Genomic DNA, 25,223 nt, shown 5'->3' with positions numbered 1-25,223 from the left:
TCCGGGGTCACTCCCTGCTCCTCGGCAGCGACAATATAATTGGCCATGACCGGCAGCACCGCACCGTTCATGGTCATGGATACCGAGACCTTATCGAGCGGAATACTGTCGAACAGCACTTTCATGTCCTCAACCGAATCGATGGCGACCCCGGCCTTGCCCACATCCCCCACAACCCGCTCATGGTCGGAGTCGTAACCGCGGTGGGTGGGCAGATCAAACGCCACTGACAGCCCCTGTTGTCCGGCCGCCAGATTCCGGCGATAAAAGGCATTCGAGGCTTCCGCCGTGGAGAATCCGGCGTACTGCCGAACGGTCCATGGACGCCCGGCATACATGGTCGCCTTGGGGCCCCGTTTAAACGGTGAAAACCCCGGCAGATTGTCCAGATGCTCAAGACCGGTCAGGTCCTCGGCCGTGTAGAGAGGTTTAACCGCAATACCCTCAGGGGTGTTCCAGACAAGATCCTCGGCTGTTTTACCCTTGGTTTCCTTGGCTGCAAGAGCCGCCCAGTCATGGTATGAAGGTTTGGTGCTATCGCTCATCGAACACTACCTCTGTCAACTCAATCCCGCGCAAATTGCGCCCTGCTGTTACCTGTTCTATCAATATAGCGGGTATATACGGCTGGCGTTACCCTTGGGTCACCATCAACGGCGGGCAAAAACGGGATCTGCAATGTGCTCGCACTATGGCGGAGCAGTCCAGCTGAAACAAGGACAAATTTATTCGCCAAAACTCACTGATTATTTCAAATAATTGTCCTTTAAAACCATTTCATAGTTACAATAATATACAAACTCACATTTCATAGCAGGGCATCCACTATCGCCACCATCTCCCACCACCATGTTGTAACCTGCCTGCACGGCATTCTTGAACGCCGTCAAAATGAACAGGTATTGCTGGCAAGGGCAGGGATCAACCCCGCCAGCGTGCAGAATTCACAGGACCGGGTACACACCGACCAAGTGGCCCGCCTGTTTCGCCTGGTACAACAGGCCCTTGATGACGAGTTCATGGGGTTCACTTCACAGGCCTGCAAATACGGCATTTTTGCCACCGCCTGCGATCTGGTCAGGCACTGCCGCACGCTGGGGGAGCTGCTGGAGAAAGTGATCGCATTTTATAACCTGATCACCGACGCCATGGTCATGACGCTCGATGTTCAGGACAGCTCGGCGCGTTTCAGTGTTGCTCTGCAACAACCCGAGCTGGATATCGGGCATTTCATGACCGAGTTCCAGATGGTGATCTGGCACCGCTTTTCAAGCTGGTATATCGGCGAAGCCATCCGTCTCCGCGAAACCCATTTTGTTCACTCCGCACCTGACCATACAAGCGAGCTGCGTGTGATGTTTCCGGGTCAGCTGTTGTTTGAGCAGTCCAGCAACAGTCTTTATTTTGATGCGCAGTATCTGGACAAACCGCTGGTTCGGACCAGCCGTGAACTGGATGCGTTTCTCGCCGTTCACCCCGCCGATATCATGACGATCCCGGGCGAAGACAACAGCCTTGAGGCACAGATAGAGCGGATTTTCCTGAAAAACAGTCACGGACGCCCCACTTTTCCGAAAGCGGAGGCCCTGGCGGAACAACTGCGCATCAGCCCACTTACCCTCTACCGAAAGTTGTTACAGGAAGGCACCAGCTATCAGAAAATCAAGGACAATATTCGCCGGGAAATAGCGATCGACAAGCTGGTGAACAAAAGATTATCTGTGGACGAGGTGTCGGAACTGGTCGGTTTTGAAGAGCCCCGCTCTTTCACCCGGGCCTTCAAGCAGTGGACCGGCCTGAGTCCGAGAAATTACTGCAAATACCATCGGGGCAACCCACCCGATCAGATTTCCAGTCCACCACCCACCACGAGGGTTTGACCGCTGATGTAATTGGATTCCGGTATGCAGAACAGGTACACCGCATCGGCAGCCTCTTTTGCGGTACCGGTGCGCTGCAGGGGAATCAGGGTCTTGAGCAGGGATGTCATCTGATCACTGACACCGACCCGGATTTCTTTGCCCGCGATATTAATGGTCGGGCTCTCGCTGGCCGGGCTGGTGAGCCGGGTTTCGATAAACCCGAAGGCCACCGCATTGACATTTACGTTGTAGCGCCCCCACTCCTTGCAGAGGGTTTTGGTCATGCCGACCACGCCCGCCTTGGCCGCCGAGTAGGCCAGCTGCCCGGCATTGCCACCCAAGCCGGATATCGACGACACATTCACCACCTTGCGGTAAACCTGCTCGCCCCCCTCCATCTCCAGGGTGTGATAGTTCTTTATAAAAGGCTGAGCCGCCTTGAGGATGCGGTAGGGGGCCGTCATATGTACATCCAGCATCGCATACCACTGCTCATCGTCCATTTTCTGAATTACATTATCCCAAGTGTACCCGGCATTGTTGATGATGATGTCCAGGCCATCAAACGCATCCACCGCTGTTTTCACAAACCGCATCCCAAAATCTTCGGCGGTGACGCTGCCGGGACAAACCACCGCGTCGGAGCCCAATCTCTGAATGTCACTGACCAGCTTTTCAAGCAGCTCGGCATCCAGATCATTGATTACCAATCGCGCACCTTCACTGGCCAGCTTCAACGCTATTTCACGACCTATGCCGCGACCGGCACCACTCACCAGCGCCACCTTTCCTGCCAACTTCTTCATGGTTGTGCTTCCACTTCAATTAACGCTGATCGACAAAACCAGCTGACCCGCGACAGTGTACCGCGCCCTCTCTCTTTACGGGCACTGGCGTTACACAGTACTCTGAACGCACGTCTACACTGTCCAATAAGTTGCCGGAAAAAGCATAGCGATTCACCCTGCGGACTACAACTCAGATCGCACCGGCACTGCTGATCCAAACAGGTTTCGTCTATGACACTACAACTCAATGATGCTTCTCTGCTGAAATGCCAGGCCTATATCGACGGGCACTGGGTGTCCGCCGACAACGGCAAGACCCTGACTGTGACCAATCCCGTCGACGATTCCCCACTGGCCGAGGTGGCCAGCTGTGGCACCGATGAAACCCGCCGCATGATCGAAGCCGCCAACCGTGCACAGCCAGGCTGGGCGGCGACAACGGCAAAACAGCGGGCAACCCTGCTGCGCGACTGGTACAACCTGATCATCGAGCACCAGGAGGACCTGGCCAGAATCCTCACCGCCGAGCAGGGTAAACCCCTCGCCGAAGCCCGCGGCGAAATTCTCTATGGGGCCAGCTATTTCGAGTGGTTTGCCGAAGAGGCAAAACGCCTGTACGGCGATCTGATTCCGGCACCCGCCAACGACAAACGACTGATGGTATTAAAGCAGCCAGTCGGTGTGGTGGCCTGTATTACCCCCTGGAACTTCCCCAACGCCATGCTGGCTCGGAAAATTGCCCCGGCCCTGGCCGCTGGCTGTACCGTGGTGTGCAAACCCGCCAGTGCCACCCCCCTGTCGGCGCTGGCATTGGTGGCACTGGCCGAACGCGCCGGAGCGCCGGCGGGGCTAATCAATATCGCTGCAGGTGATAGTAAAACTATTGGCGCAGAACTCACCCGCAACCCGCTGGTACGAAAACTCACCTTCACCGGGTCTACGGCGGTGGGCAAACAACTGATGGCGGCCTGCGCAGATACCATCAAACGCACCTCCATGGAACTGGGTGGCAACGCCCCGTTCATTGTGTTTGACGATGCTGATATCGATGCGGCCGTGGCAGGTGCGCTGGCCGCCAAGTATCGCAATGCCGGGCAAACCTGCATCTGCGCCAACCGGTTGCTGGTTCAGTCAGGCATTTATGATCGTTTTGCGGAAAAATTTACCCGAGCAGTGACCGAGCTGAACATGGGCTGCGGCATGGGAGACGGGGTCAATATCGGCCCGCTGATCAGCGATCAGGCCGCCGATGGCGTATACGACCTGATCGAGGATGCCATTTGCAAAGGCGCCACTGTGCTGACCGGTGGCGGCCGGGGAACCGGCAATTTTATCCAGCCCACTGTACTGGGCAATGCCACACCGGACATGCGTCTGTTTGCAGAAGAAATTTTCGGGCCGGTGGCACCACTATTCAGATTCGATACCGAAGCCGAGGCAATTCGGCTCGCCAATGATACGGAATTTGGTCTCGCAGCCTATTTCTATTCACGGGATCTGAGCCGTATCTGGCGAGTGGCCGAGCAGCTGGAGTACGGCATTGTCGGGATCAACGAGGGCCTGGTATCAAATGAAATGGCACCATTTGGGGGAATCAAGCACTCCGGTCAGGGGCGGGAGGGTTCCCGCTATGGCCTCGATGACTATCTGGAACTGAAGTACCTCTGTATGGGGGGCATCGATGCTTAACGGGAGTCCGCAATATGAACCAACAACCTCACGGAAACCGGTACCGATTGCCGGGAGATCCTGTTCATGAAACTGAACTATATCACTCAGGGCAGCGGGCAATCGGTGGTACTGATGCACGGCATGTTCGGTTCACTGAGCAACCTCGGGGTAATCGGCCGGGCTTTGGCGGATCAGTATCAGGTGATTGCCGTCGATATGCGCAACCATGGCGAATCCCCCCACAGCATGACCATGGATTATCCCGCCATGGCAGCGGATATTGTGGAACTGCTGGATGATCTGGCGCTCCACAAAGCGCATCTGCTGGGCCACTCAATGGGTGGCAAGGTGGCCATGCAGGTGGCATTGAACCAGCCGGACCGGGTTGCCAGCCTGATCGCCGCAGACATTGCCCCGGTAGCCTACCGGCCGGACCGCCACGGCGGGGTGCTGGCAGGGCTCAGTGCACTGGCCGAGGCCAGGCCGGGTAGTCGTCAGCAGGCCGACCGGCTATTGGCACAGCATGTCAGTGATCCAGGCGTGCGTGCCTTTCTGCTGAAAAATCTGCACCGGGCTGAGGATGGACACTATGATCTGCTGCTGTATCTGGATGGCATTCTCGCCAACTATGACGAAACCCTGACCCTGGCACCCACCGGAGCACCCTTCCCGGGTCCAACGCTGTTCATCAAGGGAGCAGATTCTGCTTACATTCAGGAAAAACACCGGGCTGAAATCCTGCGATTATTTCCCCACGCCCAACTCAAGGTAATGGATAATACCGGCCACTGGTTGCACGCAGAGAAACCCGATACGTTCAATCGAATCGTGGTGGACTTTCTGGCTGAGGCAACCAAAACCTGACCCAACAGACCGGACGGCATACCAGCCAACGGAATATTGGCCCCCTGAACCCGTTATACACTTCCGGAAAAAACCATGTTGAGCTACCGACACGGCTTTCACGCTGGCAATTTTGCCGATGTGCTGAAACATATCATCCTGGTTGAACTACTGGAATACGTAACCCTTAAAGACAAACCCTTCGACTACATTGATAGCCATGCTGGAGCTGGCTGGTATAAGCTCAACTCCGAACAGGCCAACAAAACAGCCGAATATGCCGCCGGCATAGGTCGTCTGGTGGCAGAAGACTTTCCCGAGCTACAACCGTATTTTTCTCTGCTTTACCCGGACGGAAAGGCTATTGGCAAACGGCCTGTGCTGTCCCGTTACCCCGGCTCACCGGCCATTGCGAAACACTACCTGCGCAGCCGGGATCGAGGCTGGTTATTCGAGATTCACCCCACAGACTATGCCGCACTGCATAAACTGATGGCCGGGGACCCCCGAATGCGGCTATCGGGAGAGGATGGTCTACAGGGTATGATGGGGCTGTTACCACCTGTCTCGAAACGCGGACTAGTGTTGATCGACCCCTCCTATGAAATCAAATCCGATTATGAGCGGGTGATCGAACAGCTGATCAAGGCCCACCATAAATTTGCCACCGGCATCTATGCACTCTGGTATCCGGTGGTGGACCGGGAGCGCATCAAGCGTATGGAACGCCAGCTGATCGGCGCCGGAATCAAACGGATGCAGCTTTTTGAATTGGGCCTGCAGCCGGACACCACCGAGCGCGGCATGACAGCGGCGGGCATGATCGTGATCAATCCACCCTGGACACTGTTCGAGAAGATGCAAAAATTGCTGCCAAAGCTGGTGGAAAAAATGGCGCCACAGACCGGGACTTACCGGCTTGAGGTATTGGCGGGCGAAGATGCCTCGCCACCGCTGCCGAGACAGCGCCGCAATACCAGATAACCGATGACACCTGACATGACCGAACCGGCCAGGATGCCCAAACGGTCATCAAAAATCAGCTTGATATCAGAACCCTCGAAAGCCAGAGAACTGATAAACAGGCTCATGGTAAAACCAATGCCGCACAGTGCCGCAATGCCGTACAACCTACCCCAGGACATATCCTTTGGCCGCGTTGCCACACCCAGCTTTATGGCAATCCAGCAGCAGCCGAAGACACCCACCTGCTTGCCGACGAATAATCCCAGCGCAATACCCAGCGGTACCGGATGGAAAACCTGATCCACACCGAGACCGGTAAAACTGATACCGGCGTTGGCAAAGGCAAACACCGGCAACACAAAAAAAGCCACCAGCGCCTGCAGGTCGCGCTCCATGATTTTAAGCGGCGAAACACCCGGATTGTCCGTCCGGAGAGGAATGAACATGGCCATAATGACACCCGCCAGAGTGGCGTGAACACCGGACTTCAACATGGCGAGCCACATGATCGTACCCACTGCGATATAGAGACTTTTGGACTCCACGTTGTAGCGATTCAATAACGCCAGCACCGGCAGACAGGCGCAGACCAGCAATAATGCCGCCAGAGAAATATTCGCCGTATAAAAGATGGCAATGATGATAATGGCCCCGATATCATCAAAAACCGCCAACGAGGTCAGGAAAACCTTCAGGGATACCGGCACTCTGGAACCCAACAACGACAGGACACCCAGCGCAAAGGCAATATCGGTAGCGGCCGGGATAGCCCAGCCCTGGCTGGCAAGACCGTCACCACTGTTGAAGCTCAGATAGATCATCGCCGGAACCAGCATACCCCCCAGAGCCCCCACCCCGGGCAGGATGATTTTTCGTTTCTCAGACAACTCCCCCTCGATCAGCTCGCGCTTAAGCTCCAGCCCGATAAGGAAGAAGAAAACAGCCATCAACCCATCGTTGATCCACATCAGCAGCGGTTTGGCCACCACAAACTCGCCGATCATCACAGCTACCGGGGTATCCAGTAGCAGTCCATAGTAGGCCAGCACTGGCGAGTTGGCACAGATCAGGGCCGCTATGGCAGCCAGCATCATCACAATGCCGACCGCCGACTCAAGTCTGAAAAATCGGCTGATACGCGATTCGAATTGATTGCTCATAACAGCTTTTGGCCTGCTCTCCCATCAATTGAAACAGAGAATACGTAACACCTCTGCAAATTTAAGAAATCTTGTCGCTATAGGCCCGTCCCATCAGAAGAATAGTCTCTCAAAATCATCAGCGCACCCATCACTGTGTTGCCGGCGTGGGCTGCTGGGACACATAAATTAGCTGGTCGGTATCAAAACCCAGCTCCCCGGCACGCTCTTCAAACCGCTGAATCAGCTGCTTGTCCACGGTCGGGGTACGGGCCAGCAACCACAAATAGGAGCGATTGAAACCCGACACAAAAGCGTACTGATACTGTTCTTGATCCAGACCAAACACCACATAACTGCTGTAAAAGGGGCCAAAAAAAGAAACTTTCAGGTGACCGGTATTATCATCACTGACGAAATAGGCACGTCCCTCAGCAGATTTCCACTCAGCATTCTGCTCCGAAAAACCCCGGTTGATGACTCGTATGCCACCGTCTTCAAGCCGACTGTATTCCGCTGTCACACGGCTTAGGCCCCGCTCAAATGAGTGATCCAGCCGTGCAATTTCATACCAGGTGCCGAGATAGGTATCGACCTTAAAATCGTTGACCGGCTCGACACCTTCAGGAGTGCCCAGACACCCTGCCAACACGAACGAAAACCATAATGGGCAAACAAACATACGTCGTATTTTCATCAATGCTCCATTACCTGATCAATGACCACACCTTCAGGAGTGACACTCGTTGATCCAGACACCCACATCCAGAACGGAAGATGCCGCTCCAGAGAACGTACCGGAAACGGGTGGTACGGATTCCGGTAACCGGGCCACAGCGACCGCGATGTGGTCAGCGCCAACCAACTGGCCAATGGTTGGATCAAACCCCACCCAACCGGCACCCGGCACATAGATTTCTGCCCAGGCATGGGTGGCACCGAAATTATCGATAGTCGGCGGGGCATGCAGATAACCACTGACAAAACGGGCCGCCAGTCCGAGGTAGCGGGCCGCCGACATGAACAATTGTGCAAAATCACGGCAGGAACCGGCATTGAGGGCAATGGTTTGCTCCGCGGCCTGGACCCCCGGTTCTTCCCGTATCCGGTAAGCGAAGGTCTCGTAAATATGCGAGCAGATCCGCTGCATCAGGGTATAGGTCTGAATGGCCTCTCCCGGTTGCCAGATGGCAGCCATCCAGTCAGCCAGTCTTTTATGATCTGCTTCGACAAGCGGATCCTTCATATAAGGCTGCAACAATACCCTATCATCGTCATCAAACAAGAACGGGTAATCCACGGCCTGCTGCTCCACGACAAAGTCCAGTGGGTCTTCATTGTACTGCTGAATAATCACGTCACTGAGAATCGAGAGCTGACTCGCCGGGCTGCTGAAACTGGCTATCGCCACCGAATTACCTTCCACATCGTGCCGCCAGCGCAGGGTGGGCTGGGGGGTAATCTTCAGGGTAGAGGACTCGATGTGCAATGTGTGCCCTTCTCTGGGCCGCAACCGCAAGTAGTGTGTACCGAGAATCACTGCTCCGGAAAAGTTATAGTAAGTGTTGTGGGTAATTCTGAATCGACGCATGGGCCGTTATTTCCTGAGGTGAACCTTTCAGCATGAACAGTTGCCTTGCCGGACAGACCGCTTACTTTAAGCTCAGACTCCTACAGCATGTGTCATCTGATCGGCGAGGGCAACCGCCTTTTGACTGCGAGGCAATGCTGCAGAGAGGGAAAACTCAGTGACACGGGGTTTTTCGCCTCACTGGTAAACCACATCCCCGTACATCGGTGCCAACCGCTTGAGCAAATCATTGCGCACCGCAATGGGTACGCCTTCCTCCTGCATTGCATAGATCAACAGCTGCACCAGACGATCAAAATCGGCCTGCGTAATGTTGAGTCCTTTGTGGGTAGCCCTCATGCCCTCACCACCGTACTCACAGGGGCCATCAGCCACATCACAGAGGTGCTCCGTCAAACCCTCACGAAACAGTGCAATATCGGTATCATGAAAGTGCCTGGCTATTTGCTCGTCTTTTGCCATCCGTTGCAGCAAGTTATCCACCACCGCGGCCAGACCGGGCTCACCCCCCAACCCCTCATACACGGTGGCAGGCTGACTGCTGCAGGCGCTGAGCAGTAAAGCGAGGATGATGGAAAAAACCGGCCTGGCCTGTCTTCTCAATGCACGGTTCACAGGGCACCCTCAATGGACAGGTACCAGCCCTTCTGATCGTCAAATCCGGCAATACTGCCCAGGTCGGCATAGGCCAGAACCACCGACAGGTTTTTATTGATGAACCAGCCGATAAAAAAGTCCTGCCAATCGTCTTCACCGGCAAAATCGAGTTCATCGGGTTTTTCCCGACAATCCATACCCACGGCCAGATTATCGGTTAGCAATACCGCCACGGAGGCTTCTTTCATGTAGCGATAGCGATCGTTGTGCTCACTGCCAAAACCCAGCAGTCCACCCTGATTGGCCTTGGTGGCGCGCAGTGTGCCGTTGACCAATATTGCGCCCCCACAGTACGTCAAAAAAAACCTTGGTTGCGGCGACGTAGTAATCAACACCACTGTCATCTCTGGCGCCTACCGCAGAGGGCAATGAAAAGTCATCGACATCCTTGTACTGTAGACCCACGCTGATCTGGGGCAGAGTGGTATAAAGCAACTCGCCGGCAACCTTGTATTTGAGGCCGATGACGTCCTGCTGCAAGTCACCGCCAAGGCTGTCCAACTTGAGGCGCTGCCGGGCAAAGGACAACTCCACCCGATTGTCATAGCTTACCGATGCCCCGATTACCTTGAGCGTAAAGTCATCCACAAACACGCCGGTGGCCATCCCGGTGACAGCCCATTCATCGGAGCTGCCATAGCCGTTAATAACGGCCCAGGGCACGACACCGCCGCCAGCACTGCCCTCTATATTGGAGGCGCCACCGGTTGCCACAATTCTACTGTCTGCGTGAACCAGGCTCCAGGCCATGGTCAGGAATAGGGGGGAAAAATACGTCTGATAACGGGACCAGCCATGCTGTTTATCATTATTTTAAGTTGGCGGCGAAACGCCATCCTGTTGGTTGAATTTTACATACCAATGGTAAAAATCTCTGGCTTCCAGTGGCCTAGAATACACATAACCCTGCACTACATCACACCCTTGCTGACGAAGAACGTCAATCGTTTGCCGTTCTTCAACACCTTCCGCTGTTACACTGAAGCCCAGGCTATGGGTCAGCGCAATGCTGGTTTCAACAATCATCGCATCATGGGTATTGGTGAGCATGTCCTTGATAAAACTGCGATCAATCTTGACTTCATCCACCGGCAACATTTTCAGGTAGGCCAGAGAGGAGTGACCCGTACCAAAGTCGTCAATGGCAATGGACAAACCGAGATCCCGGAATTTCTGCAGCACACCAACTGCCGTGATCGGATCCCTCATCACAGCACCCTCGGTGACTTCAATAGCCAGTAGCTCAGATGCCAGACCTCTCGCATCGAGCATTTGGGCAATCTGGCCCGGCAAAGCCTCATTGACCAGATCGCGGGGAGACAGGTTGACGGCCAGCTTCAACCCCAGCCCTTCATTCTGCCAGGCTACCAGCTGATCCATGGCCTGGCGCAAAACCCACTGGCTGATCAAATCAATGTTGTCGGTATGCTCCGCCAGCATAATGAATTCATCGGGGCGTATCGGACCGAGCTCGGGATGATTCCATCGAATGAGGGCTTCGGCACCCTTGCAAACATTGCTCTGAATATCCACTTTGGGCTGGAAAACCAGGTAAAACTGCCCCTGCTCCAGGCCGCGTTCAAGTTGATTGATAATGGTCAGTTCGCGCTGGTACTTTTCGTCTTGACCAGAGCGATAGGCAACAATTCGGGTATCGTTCAAACAGGCTTGCATCAAGGCAATTTCAATGCGCCGCAACAGGACACCAACCGTTCCTCCATACTCGGCCAGGGAGAGCATGCCGGCACGGATTTTCAGCGAAATATTGGAATCCTGAATACTGAAAGGTGCCTCCAGTTGATCGATGGCACGGGAAAGAAGCGTCTCGGTTATGCCACTTTTGTACAGCAACAGGAACGCATCGCCGTCAAGTCTCGCCAGGAAATCCGCGGCTGGCGTAATCGTCTCCAGTCGCCGCGCAAACATCACCAGCAGAGAATCTCCGTTGGCAAAACCGATCATGTCATTGATGTGCCGAAAGTGTTTGATATCCAGCAGCACCAGTGTGCCCGACAGGCTGTCACCAGCTTCCTGGAGCATGCGTTTGGCGGCAAAGCGGTTGGCGAGCCCGGTCAGACTGTCGTGGGTGGATTGATAGATCAGATCCCGTTCGCGAGCCTCGGTGTTATCGCGCATAACTGTCAGGGTATCGGCCAACACGGCGAGTTCCGCAGGGGCACCTTTGATTGGTGGCGGATTCTGTCCCTGACCAATCAAACGGGCAAATTCCACCAGGGTATGAACCGGGAGGGTGAGGCTGCCGGACAGCCAGGCCGCAACCAGCAGTGATAACGCCAGTGTACCGGGAAAAATCGACAGCATACTGTTGCGCAAATGTTCGTAATTCTGCTCCCATCTGAGGCTCGAAAGATGCAACACCACCCACTTGTCGGCAGCCTTGCCGTTGAGTTTCAGTGCATAGGACAGATAATGCTCCGGAAAACCTTCAGCCGCCTCTACTGATAATTCAGGCAACATACTCAGCTGCGACAGGAGGGCAGACTGGGAGGTCGTACCGAGAGTAGACTCAACAGCAAACCTGCCATTACCGTCCTTGTTAATAAAGCTGACCTCGACACCGGTAATGGCCTTGGCCTGCTGAGCCACCTGACTATCCATGACGAACCCCATGCCGACCCAGGCGATCAGGGTAGGGGCTTTTACAGGCTGCATCACAAACTGGTAACTGGCGTTATCAAAACTGAGGATTCTGGCCGCACTGCCATCGTTCATACTGGCCGTCAATTCCGACAGGACCTCGATATCCTCTTCCCCCAAGTCGGCAATACTGGAACTGATCAGGCGGCCTTCCGGCGACAGTAATATCGCCGCATCTGCACCGATACGATTGCCGTGATCCTCGAGTACGGACAAAATGGTATCGCTTTCACCCGTGGCAATGGCGCGCTTGAAACCAAAATCAGCACTGAGCACCGAGAGAGAATTATTCAGTTGCAAAGAACGGTTGGCGAGCACCTCGCGAAAGACATTGATACCGACATCCAGCGTTTGCTGCTGTTGCAGCATTTGCTCCCGGTGAGTCGCATTCAAGACGAACACAGCCGTAGCCAGTTGCACCAGCATCAGCACCACGACGAATGCTATTACCAGCCGGATTCGGTAACTGTTGAGCATATGTCGCCTAGAGTCCGCCAAAGCCGGCTGGAGGCGCCGAGGGTTTTTTCTGCCGTTCAATGCCTATCTGGTACTGGGGGGAATCGCCACCAACAGGAAGGCTCAGCTCCGTTTCAAGCAGCTCACCGGTTTGCCATGGATGCCAGATTCTGAGTCGGTAGTTACCCGCGGGCAGACCACCGAATGACACCTGACCGTCAGCATCAGTTACCCTGGCATGAGGGCTGTCTGACACACAAATAAAGGCCTGCATATAGTCGTGAATATTGCAGCCCAGCGCCACCACACCCGGCTTGTCAAACAATACCGGCTCCTGGGGCGTTCCCACATACAGCTTCAGTTCGAAGGGTTTTGGCTCAGAAAACGAGTAGACATGGTGACGGGTGCGATCGAGATTAGGGAAATTGACCGGTGTCCCCTTGGGCACCGTCAAGACAAAAGGAATAAAAGTGCGGTCCTGCTGACTCATCTCATTCTGAATGTTACCGGATGCCATCATGGCAGCGTCCAGGGGCAGCAATTCCACCACAGCATCTTCCACCGCCAACGCATCCAGCGCAACAACCGACAACTTCAAATCAATGGCATTGGCAGCAAAGCAGGGTATTACCAGAGTGAGAAACACCCACATTGAGGCTCTTGACATCGTTTTATTCTTTTTCTGCAACCTGGTATTTCGCAACTAAATGTACTCCGATACAGGTAGACAGGCACAAATCAGATTCCGGTCACCATAGACATTATCAATTCTGCCAACCGGCGACCAGTATTTACTTTCCCTGAGTGAAGCCAGCGGATACGCCGCCTGTTCACGAGAGTAACTTTTGACCCACTGGTCGGCAACCAGTTCATCTGCGGTATGGGGGGCGCCGCACAGCGGGTTGTCATCCACAGGGAATTCGCCGCGCTCCACTGCAGCAATCTCCTCACGGATTTGTAACAGGGCATCACAGAGACGGTCCAGTTCCTCCCTGGACTCACTCTCTGTTGGCTCGATCATCATGGTACCCGCCACCGGAAAGGACATGGTCGGCGCGTGAAAACCATAATCGATCAACCGCTTGGCGACATCATCAACCGTCATTCCGGAGGTCTCCCTGATGGCCGTTAAATCGATGATGCACTCGTGGGCTACCCGGTCATTGCTGCCGGTATAGAGAATCGGGTAACCGTCTTTCAGGCGCCCTGCCACATAGTTGGCATTGAGAATCGCCACTTCCGTAGCCTGCTTCAACCCCCCCGCCCCCATCATCTTGATATACATCCAGGTAATCGGCAGGATGCTAGCGCTTCCCCAGGGGGCAGAGGACACGGCACCCACCCCGGAGTCATGCTTGAAGCAGCCGTGGCCCGGCAGAAATTCCGCCAGATGCTGCTTGACTGCCACCGGGCCCACACCGGGTCCACCACCACCATGGGGAATGCAGAACGTCTTGTGCAGATTCAGGTGTGAGACATCACCCCCGAACTGGCCGGGCTGGCAAAGCCCGACCATGGCATTGAGATTGGCGCCGTCGATATAGACCTGTCCGCCATGCTCGTGAACGATCTCGCAGATATCGGTGATACCCTCCTCGAACACACCATGGGTCGAGGGGTAGGTCACCATAATGGCTGCCAACTGATCACTGTATTGGGCAGCCTTGTCACGCAACTCCGCAAGGTCCACATTGCCCCGCTCGTCACAACCCACGACCACCACTTGCATACCACACATCTGCGCCGAGGCCGGATTGGTGCCGTGGGCAGAGCTGGGAATCAGACAGATGTTACGATGACTGTCGCCCCGGCTCCGGTGGTAAGCGCGAATCGCCAGCAGCCCGGCGTACTCGCCCTGTGAACCGGCATTGGGCTGAAGTGACACGGCATCGTAGCCGGTAGCGGCACAGAGCATGGCCTCCACTTCACCAATCATTTTACGGTAGCCGACGGTCTGGTCCGCCGGCGCGAAGGGGTGAATGCCGGCAAATTCGGGCCAGCTGACCGGAATCATCTCGGCGGTGGCATTCAACTTCATGGTGCAGGAACCCAGCGGAATCATCGCCCGGTCGAGCGCAATATCCTTATCGGCCAGTTTGCGCAGATAACGAAGCATTTCCGTTTCCGAGTGGTAGCGGTTGAAAACCGGGTGGGTGAGGACCGGCTCGGTGCGCAACAGTCCTTGCGGCAGCCCACTGCCGGCAGTGACTTCCAGGTCGGCCACGGTGAGCTCAGAGTTCGCATCAAATAACTGCCAGAGGGTCTCCACGTCGGTCGCTGTGGTAGTCTCGTCCAGCGAGATACCGAGATGTTGTTGATCGATCACCCGCAGATTGATCCCCTCGGCTAGGGCTTTGCGGTAAATCTCCGCGGTCTGTGATCCGCTGGCAATTGTGAGCGTGTCAAAAAAGCTGTGATTGCTGATGGTAAAACCCAACCGGGTCAGACCAGCGGCCAGAATCGATGTCAGACAATGAACCCGTTCCGCGATGCGCCGCAATCCCTCCGGACCATGGTAAACCGCATACATACTGGCCATTACAGCCAACAGCACCTGGGCCGTACAAATGTTGCTGGTGGCTTTCTCACGGCGAATATGCTGCTCGCGGGTTTGCAGGGCCAGACGAAAGGCCGGTTTGCCGCGACTGTCCACGGATACACCCACCAAACGACCCGGCAGAGAACGTTTGAAAGCATCGCGGGTTGCCATATAGGCCGCATGGGGACCACCGAAGCCGAGCGGCACACCGAAGCGCTGGGTGGAACCAATCGCCACATCAGCATCCAACCGGGCCGGGCTTTGCAACAGCATCAAGCTGAGGATATCTGCCGCCATCACCACCAGTGCCCTGTTTTGGTGAGCGGTTTCAATCACACCGGAAAAATCCTCAACACTGCCATCAGCACCGGGGTATTGCAGCAGCACGCCAAAACATTCCTGACTGGCAATCTCCTGTGGATCACCAATCACCACCTCGATATCCATGGGTTCGGCCCTTGTGCATACCACCTCAATCGTCTGCGGCAGACACTGTCGGTCGACGAAAAAAACCCGGCTTTTTGATTTAGCCATGCGCCGACACAGGGTCATCGCCTCTGCCGCAGCCGTCCCTTCGTCCAGCAGCGAAGCACTGGCCAGATCCATACCCGTCAGATCGGTAATCAGCGTCTGGAAATTCAACATGGCTTCCAGACGACCCTGGGAAATTTCCGGTTGATAGGGGGTATAGGCGGTATACCAGGCCGGATTTTCCAGTACATTTCGCAGAATCACATTGGGGGTAAAACAACCGTAGTAACCCTGGCCAATAAATGATCGAAAAACCTGATTTTCGCCAGCAATGGCCCGCAGCTCAGCCAGTGCCTCCTGCTCCGTGCAGGCATCGGCAAGGGCCAGTGGTTTTGAAGAACGAATTCTGTCCGGAATCACAGCCGCTATAAAGGCCGCCATATCGGTATAGCCCAGGGCTTGCAGCATGGCCTGCTGATCTTCGCCGGAAGGACCAGTGTGTCGACGGATAAATTCATTATTGCCAGCAAGCTCTGCCAATGACTTCATAGGATTCTTTCTCTGTTCGGAGGTTGATAGACAGGTTGAACAGGATGGCACGATGGGCATCCCACTATTTTTTGGCGCGACTGTTTGCACCAATCCACATGACTTTTTTCGCGTTACTGACCACGATAGTAGCGCTGGGGAACAAAGGGCATTTTTATCACACTGACCGGGCGGGGCTTATCGCGCACCAGTGCATGCAACTGGGTACCCGCCGCCGCATAAGCCGACGAGACATAGCCCATTGCCAGGGGCGCTTCCAAAGTGGGGCCAAAACCACCGCTGGTGACCACACCGACCTGCTGACCGCCATCATCAATCAGCACCGTGCCCTCCCTCACCGGAGCGCGTCCCTCGATCTGCAAACCCACTCGACGACGAGTAACTCCCTGCTGTATTTCTTTAAAAATCACCTCGGCACCGGGGAAGCCACCCGCCTTTTCACCGTCCGGGCGACGGGACTTGCTGATACTCCACAGCAGTCCCGCCTGAACCGGCGTGGTGGTGGTGTCCAGGTCGTGACCGTACAGACAGAGCCCGGCTTCCAACCGCAGTGAATCGCGAGCCCCCAATCCGACGGGCTTGACTTGATCAAACGACAGCAGCGTTCTCGCCAGTGCATCAGTAGCATCTGCGGGGACTGAAATTTCAAAGCCATCCTCTCCGGTATAACCGGAACGGGTAACAAAACAATCTGCACCGGCGAGACTGACTCGGCAACCGCTCATAAACACCAGCTTACAAACCTCCGGTGCCAGTTGTGCCATCACGTCAGCCGCCGCCGGTCCCTGTAGGGCCAACAGCCCGCGATCCTCCAGATAATCGATGGCAAAGCCCGGCAGTGCATTAACCAGGTGACCGAGATCCTGTTCCTTGCAGGCAGCATTTACCACCAGAAAGAAGCGATCCTGCGCCCAGCGGCTGATCATCAGATCATCGAGTATACCGCCCTGCGCATTGGTAAAGAGCGCATAGGTTTGCCGATTGATGGGCAAGTGTTCCAGTTCCACCGGCACCAGCCTTTCCAGTGCGGCCACTGCCCCGTCCCCGCCAATCACCACCTGCCCCATATGCGACACGTCAAAAAGCCCGGCAGAAGCGCGAGTATGCAGGTGTTCAGCCATAATACCCGCCGGGTACTGGACCGGCATGTCGTAGCCGGCAAAGGGCACCATCCGGGCACCGAGTTCCAGGTGCAGGGCTTTAAGGGGTGTCGCTTTCAAAGCTGCGTTTTGTTCAGTTGTCATGGATTCCGCCAGTGAATGAAGCCTGTAATGCAGGCTATGTTATCGGCCTGCAAAAAATTGGTAAAATTAATAGTTAAAATTATTTCATTTCATTTGTTAATGTAAGCGTGATGAAAAACCTGCCAACAGACCTGCTCCGCACCTTTGTCACCGTGATAGAACTGGGCGGTTTTACCGCTGCGGCAGACTGGCTCGGCCGTTCCCAGCCCGCAGTCAGCCTGCAGATCAAGCGTCTGGAGAAATTGCTGGGGCAGACCCTGCTGATTCGCAGCGGCCACCAGCTGGAGCTGAGCCGGGCCGGACAGCTGATGTTTCGCTACGCGCGACAGATACTGACGCTGAATGACGAGGCGGTCGCCCAGTTCACCAAGCATTCCGTGAGCGGCAAAATTCACTTCGGCATCCCCAGCGAGTTCGCCACCACCCTGTTACCCAAAATTGTCGGTCGCTTTACCCAGGCCTACCCGAATGTCACGCTGGAAGTCACCTGTGCACTCAGCAAACAGCTGCTCTCCGACCCGGAGCGCCGTCGCTATGACCTGATCCTGGCCTTGCATGACGACCCGGTGATGGCTGGCCACAACCTGGTCAAAGAGGACGAACTGGTCTGGGTCACCAGCACTGACCACGACGCCCATTTACAGATACCGCTTCCATTGATTGTGGCACCGGAAGGCTGCATTTACCGCAAACGGGGCATTGAGCGGCTTCGCGAAAATCATCGCGACTGGCGGGTGGTTTACACGATACCTGATTTAACCGGCATCCAGTCTGCTATCAGCGAGGGGCTGGGGGTTACGGTATTGGCAAGGAGCACAGTGCCGGAGAATCTACGGATTTTGAAGCCCACAGAAAAACTGCCAAGATTGGGCAAAGTGGGCATCAGTCTGATTGAACAGAGCAATGAATCCGGTGAGGCCATCACCCGGCTGATGGATTTCGTCAAAGCCTCGTTGTAACTCAGGCTGCGCGAAGCTGCCAGAACAAGGATTAGAATCATGAAAAACAATATTGTTCTGATCGGGATGCCCGGTGCCGGCAAGAGCACCGTTGGCCTGCTGCTGGCTAAGACACTGGGCAAAAACTTTGTCGATACCGATATTTTACTGCAGATTCGCGAGGGCAAAACCCTGCAACAACTGATGGATGAGAAAGGTTACCTTTATCTCAGAGAGTGCGAAGCTTCCGCGTTACAGGCCATTGACGGGCACAACCTGGTGATCGCCACGGGGGGCAGCGCTGTCTACAGCAAGGCCGGCATGTCACACCTGCAACAGAACGGCCTCATCGTCTATCTTGAAACATCTCTGGAAACGCTTCGCCATCGCATCCACGATTATGAAACGCGGGGCATTGCACGCCGCCCGGAACAGAGCTTTGCCGCACTTTATACCGAGCGGGACACGCTCTATCGGGAATACGCCGATGCCACGATCCACTGTGCGGATGCGAGCGTTGAGCAGGTCGTCCAAATGGTTTGTTCGGCCGTCACCGGATTGTCCCGAACGCCCCGCTAAAGCCCTGCATAAAAAAGCCGGGGATAACCCCGGCAATGGCCGTTCCCGTTCGGACAGATTCACCCATCAAAGAACGCTACTAACCACATTTTGAATCGCCGCAGTTCAGACAGGTCATACAACCGTCCATCAGAATCACCCCCTTGGTCATGCACTTATGGCAAAGCTGGGCACTTTCGGGAAAGGGATTGCTCGGTTTGCCCTCGGGGGCAGAATAACTACTCGCAGCCTCGTACTCGGCACGCTTCTCCGCCAGAATTGCCATCTGGTGCTCACCCAGGTTGGGGGTTTGCATCATACCGATCTTGGTCAGATGGGACTCGATCGCTTCGCCGATTTCGGCCACCAGTGATGGCATGAATTTTCCGCCGCGCTTGAAGTAACCACCCTGCGGATCGAATACGGCTTTCAACTCCTCGGCCAGGAACGTGCAGTCCCCACCCTTGCGAAACACCGCAGAAATCACCCGGGTCAACGCCACTACCCACTGGAACTGGTCCATATTTTTTGAATTGATAAAAATCTCAAACGGGCGGCGCTGCTCATGGTCGGTGCCCTGATTCAAGATAATATCGTTGATGGTGATATAGAGCGCATGGTCAGACAGCGGTGTTTTTACCTTGTAGGTGCTACCGTGCAGCTCTTCCGGTCGACTAAGGTTTTCATGCATCTGCACAATAGCCCGCTCCAGTTCCGCGGCCACCACCTTTGTTTCGGGAATGGTATCGTCGTTGGAAGGGGTCACCACCTTGTAGCCAACGATTTTTTTGTCAATTTTTACACTCATGTCTATGCTTCCAGTCAGAATTTGCCGTAATAGCCTTCTTTCAAGGCATCGAAGAGGTTGGCGGCACTGTGAGTTTCGCCGTCGTACTCCACTTCCTCGTTACCTTTCAGTTCCACCGTGGAGCCATCCTCCAGCGTGAAGCGATAGGTGGTGTTTTCCAGGTCCTTCTCTTTTACCAGCACGCCCTGGAAGGCTTCGGGATTAAAACGGAACGTGGTACAGCCCTTGAGACCATTTTCGTAGGCGTACAGATAGATGTCCTTGAAATCCTCAAAATCACAATCTGTAGGAACATTGATAGTTTTTGAAATGGAGGAATCCACCCATTTCTGGGCCGCCGCCTGAACGTCCACATGCTGTCGGGGTTTGACATCTTCACTGGAGATAAAATAATCGGGCAGTTTTTCCCCCTCCTTATCGCTGAAAGGCAGGGCATTGGCATTGATCAGTTCCCGGTAGGCCAGCAACTCATAAGAAAAGACATCCACCTTTTCCTTGGATTTTTTGCCTTCGCGAATCACATTGCGGGAGTAGTGGTGGGCAAAACTGGGCTCGATACCATTGCTGGCATTATTCGCCAGTGACAGCGAAATAGTCCCGGTGGGGGCAATGGAAGAGTGATGGGTAAAACGGCAACCGACAGTGGCAATCTCGTCCACCAGACCGGGATCGACCTCAGCTACTTTTTGCATATAACGGCTGTAACGGGCCTGCAAAACCTTGCCCTTGAGCTTGTCACCGATGACAATGCCATCACGCGCCATATCAGGACGCAGGCGCAGCATCTCGGCTGTCACCTCAAACTCTTCATCCATAATTGGAGCCGGCCCTTTTTCCTTGGCCAGTTCAAGACCCGTACGCCAGCCAGCCAGGGCCATCTCGCGAGAAACCTGCTCAGTCAGCGCCAGAGACTCATCGCTGCCATAGGGAACCCGCAACATGGTCATGGTGGAGCCAAGACCGAGAAAACCCATGCCATGGCGACGCTTTCGCACAATCTCATTGCGCTGCCCTTCCAATGGCAAGCCGTTGATTTCAACCACGTTGTCGAGCATCCGGGTAAAAACGGAGACCACTTCGCGAAAATTATCCCAGTCAAAGCGGGCTTTTTCAGTAAACGGATCCAGCACAAACCGGGTCAGGTTGATCGACCCCAGCAAACAGCTACCGTAGGGTGGGAGAGGCTGTTCGCCACAGGGATTGGTCGCCCGGATATTTTCACAGTACCAGTTATTGTTCTCCCGGTTGACCTTGTCGATAAGAATAAAGCCGGGCTCGGCATAATCGTAGGTGGAGCTCATAATCACGTTCCACATATGCCGCGCCTTGACCGTGCGATAAATGCGACAGGCCACCAAGCCTTCTTCATTGACGATGTAACCTTCTGTGGTGGGAAACTCCTTCCACAGCAAAGTATCGTCGGCGAGATCGACCGTGCCCTGCTCAACCTCTTTGTGGGACACCGGGAAACTCAGAGACCAGTCGCCGTCACTTTTGACCGCCTCCATAAACTCTTCCGTGATCAGCAGCGACAGGTTGAATTGTCGCAGGCGGCCATCCTCCCGCTTGGCACGAATGAAATCCACCACGTCCGGGTGGCTCACATCGAAGGTGGCCATCTGCGCACCGCGGCGTCCACCGGCAGAGGACACGGTGAAACACATCTTGTCAAAGATATCCATAAACGACAGTGGCCCGGAAGTGTAGGCACCCGCACCTGACACATAAGCACCCCTGGGGCGCAAGGTGGAAAATTCGTAACCAATACCGCAACCGGCTTTCAATGTCAGGCCCGCTTCCAGATTTTTCTCCAGAATGCCCTGCATGGAGTCCTGCACAGTCCCGGACACTGTACAGTTAATCGTGGACGTGGCCGGCTTATGGGCCAGTGCACCGGCATTGGAAATAATCCGACCGGCGGGTATCGCCCCGTTGCGCAACGCCCACAGAAACCGCTCATACCAGAGCGACTGCTTGCCAGGCTCCTCTACGTCGGCAAGTGCCCTGGCAACCCGGCTGTAGGTGGCATCAATCGTCTCATCAACCGGATTACCGCTCCTGTCCTTGAGGCGGTACTTCTTGTCCCAGATGTCCTGGGAGGCAGTCTGGAGTCTGATTTCGATGGCATGGGGCTCATCTGCAGTTTTAAGCGCTTCTATTGACATGAGGCTACTGTTTCCTTGTTACAAGTGTGGCTTTGAGCGGCTTTTGACCGTCTTTTCGTGCGGGGGCACTGCGACAAATCCCCCCTGATTTCACTGGCAACATGGCAATAAACACATGCCACCCAAGCGACCAGCGATAATCCTTATCTGTCGTTGAGTATACAATATCTAGTGGCTATTTCCAGATCTAACACTACAGGTAGTATTTGGCCGCTAACGTTAACACAACGGACTGATTCTGGAAGCGATCACTCCCCCGCCGCGCCCCAGCGGACAAAGGCTGCCGAAAAACAGTTCGCCAAAAAACCGGGTCGGCAGACAGACTGACAGCGAATCCTATGACCAAACACCTGCTGTTCAGTCGAAAAAAATGGCAACTGTCATCACAATGCCGTTTCTTGGCAAAGCAAACCCGTTCACCCATAATGTGCCCTTCACCCAAAAATTCATTCCCATCAAAAGGAATCCTCATGATTATTTCAGAGAACGCCGTCGTACTTTTTCACTACACCCTCACTGACGAGAACGGCGTTCAGCTTGATTCGTCCACTGATACAAAGCCCCTGGCCTATGTCCACGGCCACAAAAATATCATCCCCGGCCTCGAGAAGGCCATGGAAGGCAAGACCACAGGCGACACCATGAAAGTCACTGTTCCTGCTGCCGAAGCCTATGGCGAGTACCAGGATCACCTAGTGCAGGAAGTTCCTCGCAAGGCTTTCCCGGGGGTGGAAAATATGCAGACAGGGATGCGCTTTGAGGCAAAAACTCCCTCGGGTCCGGTCTCCGTAGTCGTCAGGGACTTCAGCGAGGAAACTGTCACAGTTGACGGCAACCACCCTCTGGCGGGCAAGGATTTGACCTTTGATGTGAATATCCAGACCGTACGGGAAGCCACCGAAGAAGAACTGGCCCATGGTCATGTGCACGGTCCAGAGGGCCACCAGCACTAGTGTGATTGCCCTGCCACATCAAAGTGGTACATTAAAAAGGCCAGCCGGAATGGGCTGGCCTTTTTTATTCTTATCCTCTCCGGGGGGTCAGACCGATCAACGGACCAACTCACCCCAGAGGTCGTACTCGTCGGCGTGTTCAATCATGGCATTCACCAGGTCACCGGGCTGCAGGGACTGCTCGCCATTGAGAAACACATTGCCATCAATTTCCGGGGCGTCGGCTGTGGAGCGGCCGATGGCACCCTCTTCATCCACTTCATCAATCAGCAGGGGTAGCGTCTTGCCAATCTTGCCCTGCAGCCGAACGGTGCTGATTGCCTGCTGTGCTTCCATGAAACGCTCCCAACGCTGCTGCTTGACCACTTCCGGTACAGCACCGGGCAGTTCGTTGGCAGGCGCTCCGGCTACCGCCTCGTATTTAAAGCAGCCAACCCGATCCAGTTGCGCCTCCTTGAGCCAATCCAGCAGATAGGCAAACTGCTGTTCAGTTTCGCCGGGAAACCCCACGATAAAGGTACTTCTCAGAGTGAGATCCGGGCATTGATCCCGCCAACGGCGGATACGCTCCAGTACTTTTTCTTCGTTGGCAGGCCGCTTCATCGCCTTCAATACGTCGGGATGAGCGTGCTGAAAAGGAATATCCAGATAGGGCAGAATTCGACCCTCGGACATCAGCGGGATCAGGTTATCCACATGGGGATAGGGATACACATAATGCAATCGAACCCAGACACCCAGCTCACCCAAAGCCTCACAGAGTTGCTGCATATGGGTTTTTAACGGCTTGCCCTGCCAGAATCCGGTACGGAATTTTATGTCCACGCCGTAAGCGCTGGTATCCTGGGAAATCACCAGTAGCTCTCTGGTCCCGGCATTCACCAGCCGTTCCGCTTCATCCATTACCTCGCCAATTGGCCGGCTCACCAGATCCCCACGCAACGAGGGAATAATGCAAAAACTGCAGCGATGGTTACAGCCCTCGGATATCTTCAGATAGGAATAGTGACGGGGCGTCAGCTTGACACCCTGTTTCGGCACAAGGTCGAGATAGGGATTGTGATCCGCAGGTGGCGGCACATGCTGATGGACGGCACCCACTACCGCTTCATATTGGTGGGGACCGGAGACAGCCAGCACATCGGGATGCACCCTACGGATGGCCTGCTCATCGCCGCCCATACAACCGGTGACAATCACCCGGCCATTTTCCGCCATTGCCTCGCCGATAGCATCCAGCGACTCCTGTTTGGCACTGTCGAGAAAACCACAGGTGTTGACCACCACCACATCAGCGTTCTGATAACTGGCGGAGACCTGATAGCCCTCCAGCCGCAATTGGGTGAGGATACGCTCGGAATCCACCAACGCCTTGGGGCAACCCAGGGAGATAAAACCAACTTTACCGGACATAACAGATAGCACTCAAAAGTAACGGGGGTTGACGCAATCCCCCCTGGTAACAGCCCTGGGACCCACCGAATAGCTTGGCAGGCAAGAGGGCATTGCAGTTCCGGCTATTACTGCGCGGTCCAGCCGCCATCCATCGGCAGGCTGGCACCGGTAATAGTGGCCGCTGATTCAGAACAGAGGAACACCGCGAGATCCCCGAGAGCCGATGGCTGGGTCGCACGGGGCATTGGCTGTTTGGCAATGATCGCCCTGCGTTTGCCCTCTTCGAAATCCACACCATCACGCTCTGCCACTGCTCTGAACTGGACAGCTACAAGCTCGGTATCGACCCAACCGGGGCAGATGGCATTGACGGTCACACCTTTTTCGGCATTCTCCAGTGCCACCACCTTGGTCAGACCGATAATACCGTGCTTGGCCGCCACATAGGCCGCTTTTTGCAGCGACGCCACCAACCCGTGAACGGAGGCAATATTGATAATCCGACCCCAGCCCCGGTGCTGCATGCCAGGTACCAGCAGTCGGGTGGTATGGAAGGCGGAACTGAGATTAATGGCGATAATCGCATCCCATCTGGAAACCGGAAAATCCTCCACTGACGCGATGTACTGGATACCGGCATTGTTGACCAGAATATCCACCTGGGGAAAGGCTTCCAGCGCCGCACTCACCAGTTTTTCGTTGCCCTCAGCAGTGGAAATGTCGGCATCGCTGAAAAAACACCGTACGCCATAACTGTCCTCGAAATCCTGCCGCAGGGCCTCCCCCTCCGAGGGGTCCATCAAACCATGCAATACAATGTTTACCCCAGCCTCGGCCAACTTGACAGCCATCGCGTAACCTATCCCACTGGTGGAACCGGTCACCAGTGCCGTTTTACCCTTCAACATAATATTTACCTCGCTGGACGGCTTCCGCACCGAGCAGTTGATGCGGGAAATCACAATAGATACT

Annotated in this window: 23 protein-coding genes; 7 read left to right on the top strand and 16 right to left on the bottom strand. The window is 55.0% G+C overall.

Annotated features, from left to right (window positions below; genetic code table 11):
- Positions 1-545, bottom strand: a 545-nt coding sequence (locus ACTF5G_RS07100; RefSeq protein ID WP_438952127.1) for a methylmalonyl-CoA mutase family protein, incomplete at its 3' end; no start/stop codon positions are given.
- A 357-nt stretch (positions 546-902) separates the two neighbouring features.
- Here ACTF5G_RS07100 and ACTF5G_RS07095 point away from each other — a divergent pair.
- Positions 903-1,880, top strand: coding sequence for an AraC family transcriptional regulator (locus tag ACTF5G_RS07095; protein ID WP_438952126.1), 978 nt, complete (start codon positions 903-905; stop codon positions 1,878-1,880).
- On the opposite strand, the gene ACTF5G_RS07090 is transcribed toward ACTF5G_RS07095, so the two are convergent.
- Positions 1,844-2,668 (bottom strand): SDR family NAD(P)-dependent oxidoreductase, encoded by an 825-nt coding sequence (locus ACTF5G_RS07090; protein WP_438952125.1) that lies wholly within the window; start codon positions 2,666-2,668, stop codon positions 1,844-1,846. The two genes, ACTF5G_RS07095 and ACTF5G_RS07090, sit on opposite strands and share 37 nt — an antisense overlap.
- A gap of 213 nt (positions 2,669-2,881) precedes the next feature.
- Here ACTF5G_RS07090 and ACTF5G_RS07085 point away from each other — a divergent pair, with 213 nt between their 5' ends.
- The 3 genes from ACTF5G_RS07085 to ACTF5G_RS07075 all read left to right on the top strand — a co-directional run bounded on the left by ACTF5G_RS07085 (position 2,882) and on the right by ACTF5G_RS07075 (position 6,148).
- The gene (locus ACTF5G_RS07085) at positions 2,882-4,339 is read left to right on the top strand and encodes an NAD-dependent succinate-semialdehyde dehydrogenase (RefSeq protein WP_438952124.1); all 1,458 of its coding nucleotides are present in this window, start codon (positions 2,882-2,884) and stop codon (positions 4,337-4,339) included.
- A gap of 66 nt (positions 4,340-4,405) precedes the next feature.
- Positions 4,406-5,185: an alpha/beta fold hydrolase gene (locus tag ACTF5G_RS07080; protein ID WP_438952123.1), complete on the top strand. Its 780-nt coding sequence runs from the start codon at positions 4,406-4,408 to the stop codon at positions 5,183-5,185.
- A gap of 75 nt (positions 5,186-5,260) precedes the next feature.
- Positions 5,261-6,148 carry a 23S rRNA (adenine(2030)-N(6))-methyltransferase RlmJ gene (locus tag ACTF5G_RS07075; protein WP_438952122.1) on the top strand — a complete coding sequence of 296 codons (888 nt, stop codon included), beginning with the start codon at positions 5,261-5,263 and terminating at the stop codon, positions 6,146-6,148.
- On the opposite strand, the gene nhaA is transcribed toward ACTF5G_RS07075, so the two are convergent.
- The 10 genes from nhaA to gcvT form a co-directional block, all read right to left on the bottom strand.
- Positions 6,076-7,290 carry a Na+/H+ antiporter NhaA gene (gene nhaA / locus ACTF5G_RS07070; RefSeq protein ID WP_438952121.1) on the bottom strand — a complete coding sequence of 405 codons (1,215 nt, stop codon included), beginning with the start codon at positions 7,288-7,290 and terminating at the stop codon, positions 6,076-6,078. The two genes, ACTF5G_RS07075 and nhaA, sit on opposite strands and share 73 nt — an antisense overlap.
- A 130-nt stretch (positions 7,291-7,420) precedes the next feature.
- On the bottom strand, positions 7,421-7,966 hold the full coding sequence (locus ACTF5G_RS07065) for a lipocalin family protein (protein WP_438952120.1): 546 nt from the start codon (positions 7,964-7,966) through the stop codon (positions 7,421-7,423).
- A 33-nt stretch (positions 7,967-7,999) separates the two neighbouring features.
- Positions 8,000-8,860 carry a transglutaminase family protein gene (locus tag ACTF5G_RS07060; RefSeq protein ID WP_438952119.1) on the bottom strand — a complete coding sequence of 287 codons (861 nt, stop codon included), beginning with the start codon at positions 8,858-8,860 and terminating at the stop codon, positions 8,000-8,002.
- A 177-nt stretch (positions 8,861-9,037) separates the two neighbouring features.
- Complete coding sequence (locus ACTF5G_RS07055; protein WP_438952118.1) at positions 9,038-9,475, bottom strand: globin domain-containing protein; 438 nt, start codon at positions 9,473-9,475, stop codon at positions 9,038-9,040.
- Complete coding sequence (locus tag ACTF5G_RS07050) at positions 9,472-9,792, bottom strand: DUF3034 family protein (protein WP_438952117.1); 321 nt, start codon at positions 9,790-9,792, stop codon at positions 9,472-9,474. Before ACTF5G_RS07050 ends, ACTF5G_RS07055 begins: the two co-directional genes overlap by 4 nt.
- Complete coding sequence (locus ACTF5G_RS07045) at positions 9,728-10,231, bottom strand: DUF3034 family protein (protein WP_438952116.1); 504 nt, start codon at positions 10,229-10,231, stop codon at positions 9,728-9,730. The genes ACTF5G_RS07050 and ACTF5G_RS07045 overlap by 65 nt, the downstream gene beginning before the upstream one ends.
- Before the next feature lie 99 nt (positions 10,232-10,330).
- On the bottom strand, positions 10,331-12,652 hold the full coding sequence (locus ACTF5G_RS07040; protein WP_438952115.1) for a putative bifunctional diguanylate cyclase/phosphodiesterase: 2,322 nt from the start codon (positions 12,650-12,652) through the stop codon (positions 10,331-10,333).
- Between the two features lie 7 nt (positions 12,653-12,659).
- Complete coding sequence (locus ACTF5G_RS07035) at positions 12,660-13,298, bottom strand: hypothetical protein (protein WP_438952114.1); 639 nt, start codon at positions 13,296-13,298, stop codon at positions 12,660-12,662.
- Between the two features lie 36 nt (positions 13,299-13,334).
- A complete protein-coding gene (gcvP, locus tag ACTF5G_RS07030; protein WP_438952113.1) occupies positions 13,335-16,190 on the bottom strand; it encodes an aminomethyl-transferring glycine dehydrogenase in 2,856 nt (951 codons plus the stop codon).
- 113 nt (positions 16,191-16,303) lie between these two features.
- Positions 16,304-17,434, bottom strand: coding sequence for a glycine cleavage system aminomethyltransferase GcvT (gene gcvT, locus ACTF5G_RS07025; protein ID WP_438952112.1), 1,131 nt, complete (start codon positions 17,432-17,434; stop codon positions 16,304-16,306).
- A gap of 110 nt (positions 17,435-17,544) precedes the next feature.
- Between gcvT and ACTF5G_RS07020 the strand changes: the two genes are divergently transcribed.
- Positions 17,545-18,393, top strand: coding sequence for a LysR substrate-binding domain-containing protein (locus ACTF5G_RS07020; protein WP_438952111.1), 849 nt, complete (start codon positions 17,545-17,547; stop codon positions 18,391-18,393).
- A gap of 39 nt (positions 18,394-18,432) precedes the next feature.
- Positions 18,433-18,951, top strand: a complete 519-nt coding sequence (locus ACTF5G_RS07015; RefSeq protein ID WP_438952110.1) for a shikimate kinase — start codon at positions 18,433-18,435, stop codon at positions 18,949-18,951.
- A gap of 79 nt (positions 18,952-19,030) precedes the next feature.
- Here ACTF5G_RS07015 and ACTF5G_RS07010 read toward each other — a convergent pair whose 3' ends face one another.
- Entirely contained in the window at positions 19,031-19,738 is a 708-nt protein-coding gene (locus ACTF5G_RS07010; RefSeq protein WP_438952109.1) for a TSCPD domain-containing protein, read from the bottom strand.
- 14 nt (positions 19,739-19,752) lie between these two features.
- Positions 19,753-21,903, bottom strand: a complete 2,151-nt coding sequence (locus tag ACTF5G_RS07005) for an adenosylcobalamin-dependent ribonucleoside-diphosphate reductase (RefSeq protein ID WP_438952108.1) — start codon at positions 21,901-21,903, stop codon at positions 19,753-19,755.
- A gap of 470 nt (positions 21,904-22,373) precedes the next feature.
- On the opposite strand from ACTF5G_RS07005, the gene slyD reads away from it, so the two are divergent.
- Positions 22,374-22,856, top strand: a complete 483-nt coding sequence (slyD, locus tag ACTF5G_RS07000; RefSeq protein WP_438952107.1) for a peptidylprolyl isomerase — start codon at positions 22,374-22,376, stop codon at positions 22,854-22,856.
- Positions 22,857-22,952: 96 nt separating this feature from the next.
- Here the strand turns inward: slyD and rimO are convergent, their stop codons facing one another.
- Positions 22,953-24,269 (bottom strand): 30S ribosomal protein S12 methylthiotransferase RimO, encoded by a 1,317-nt coding sequence (rimO, locus tag ACTF5G_RS06995; protein WP_438952106.1) that lies wholly within the window; start codon positions 24,267-24,269, stop codon positions 22,953-22,955.
- A 107-nt stretch (positions 24,270-24,376) separates the two neighbouring features.
- The coding region (locus ACTF5G_RS06990; RefSeq protein ID WP_438952105.1) for a 3-hydroxybutyrate dehydrogenase at positions 24,377-25,223 on the bottom strand (847 nt) is incomplete at its 5' end.

It is taken from the genome of Porticoccus sp., assembly GCF_965660005.1.
Taxonomy (GTDB): domain Bacteria; phylum Pseudomonadota; class Gammaproteobacteria; order Pseudomonadales; family Porticoccaceae; genus Porticoccus.
This window is presented reverse-complemented; position numbering and strand designations above follow the sequence as displayed.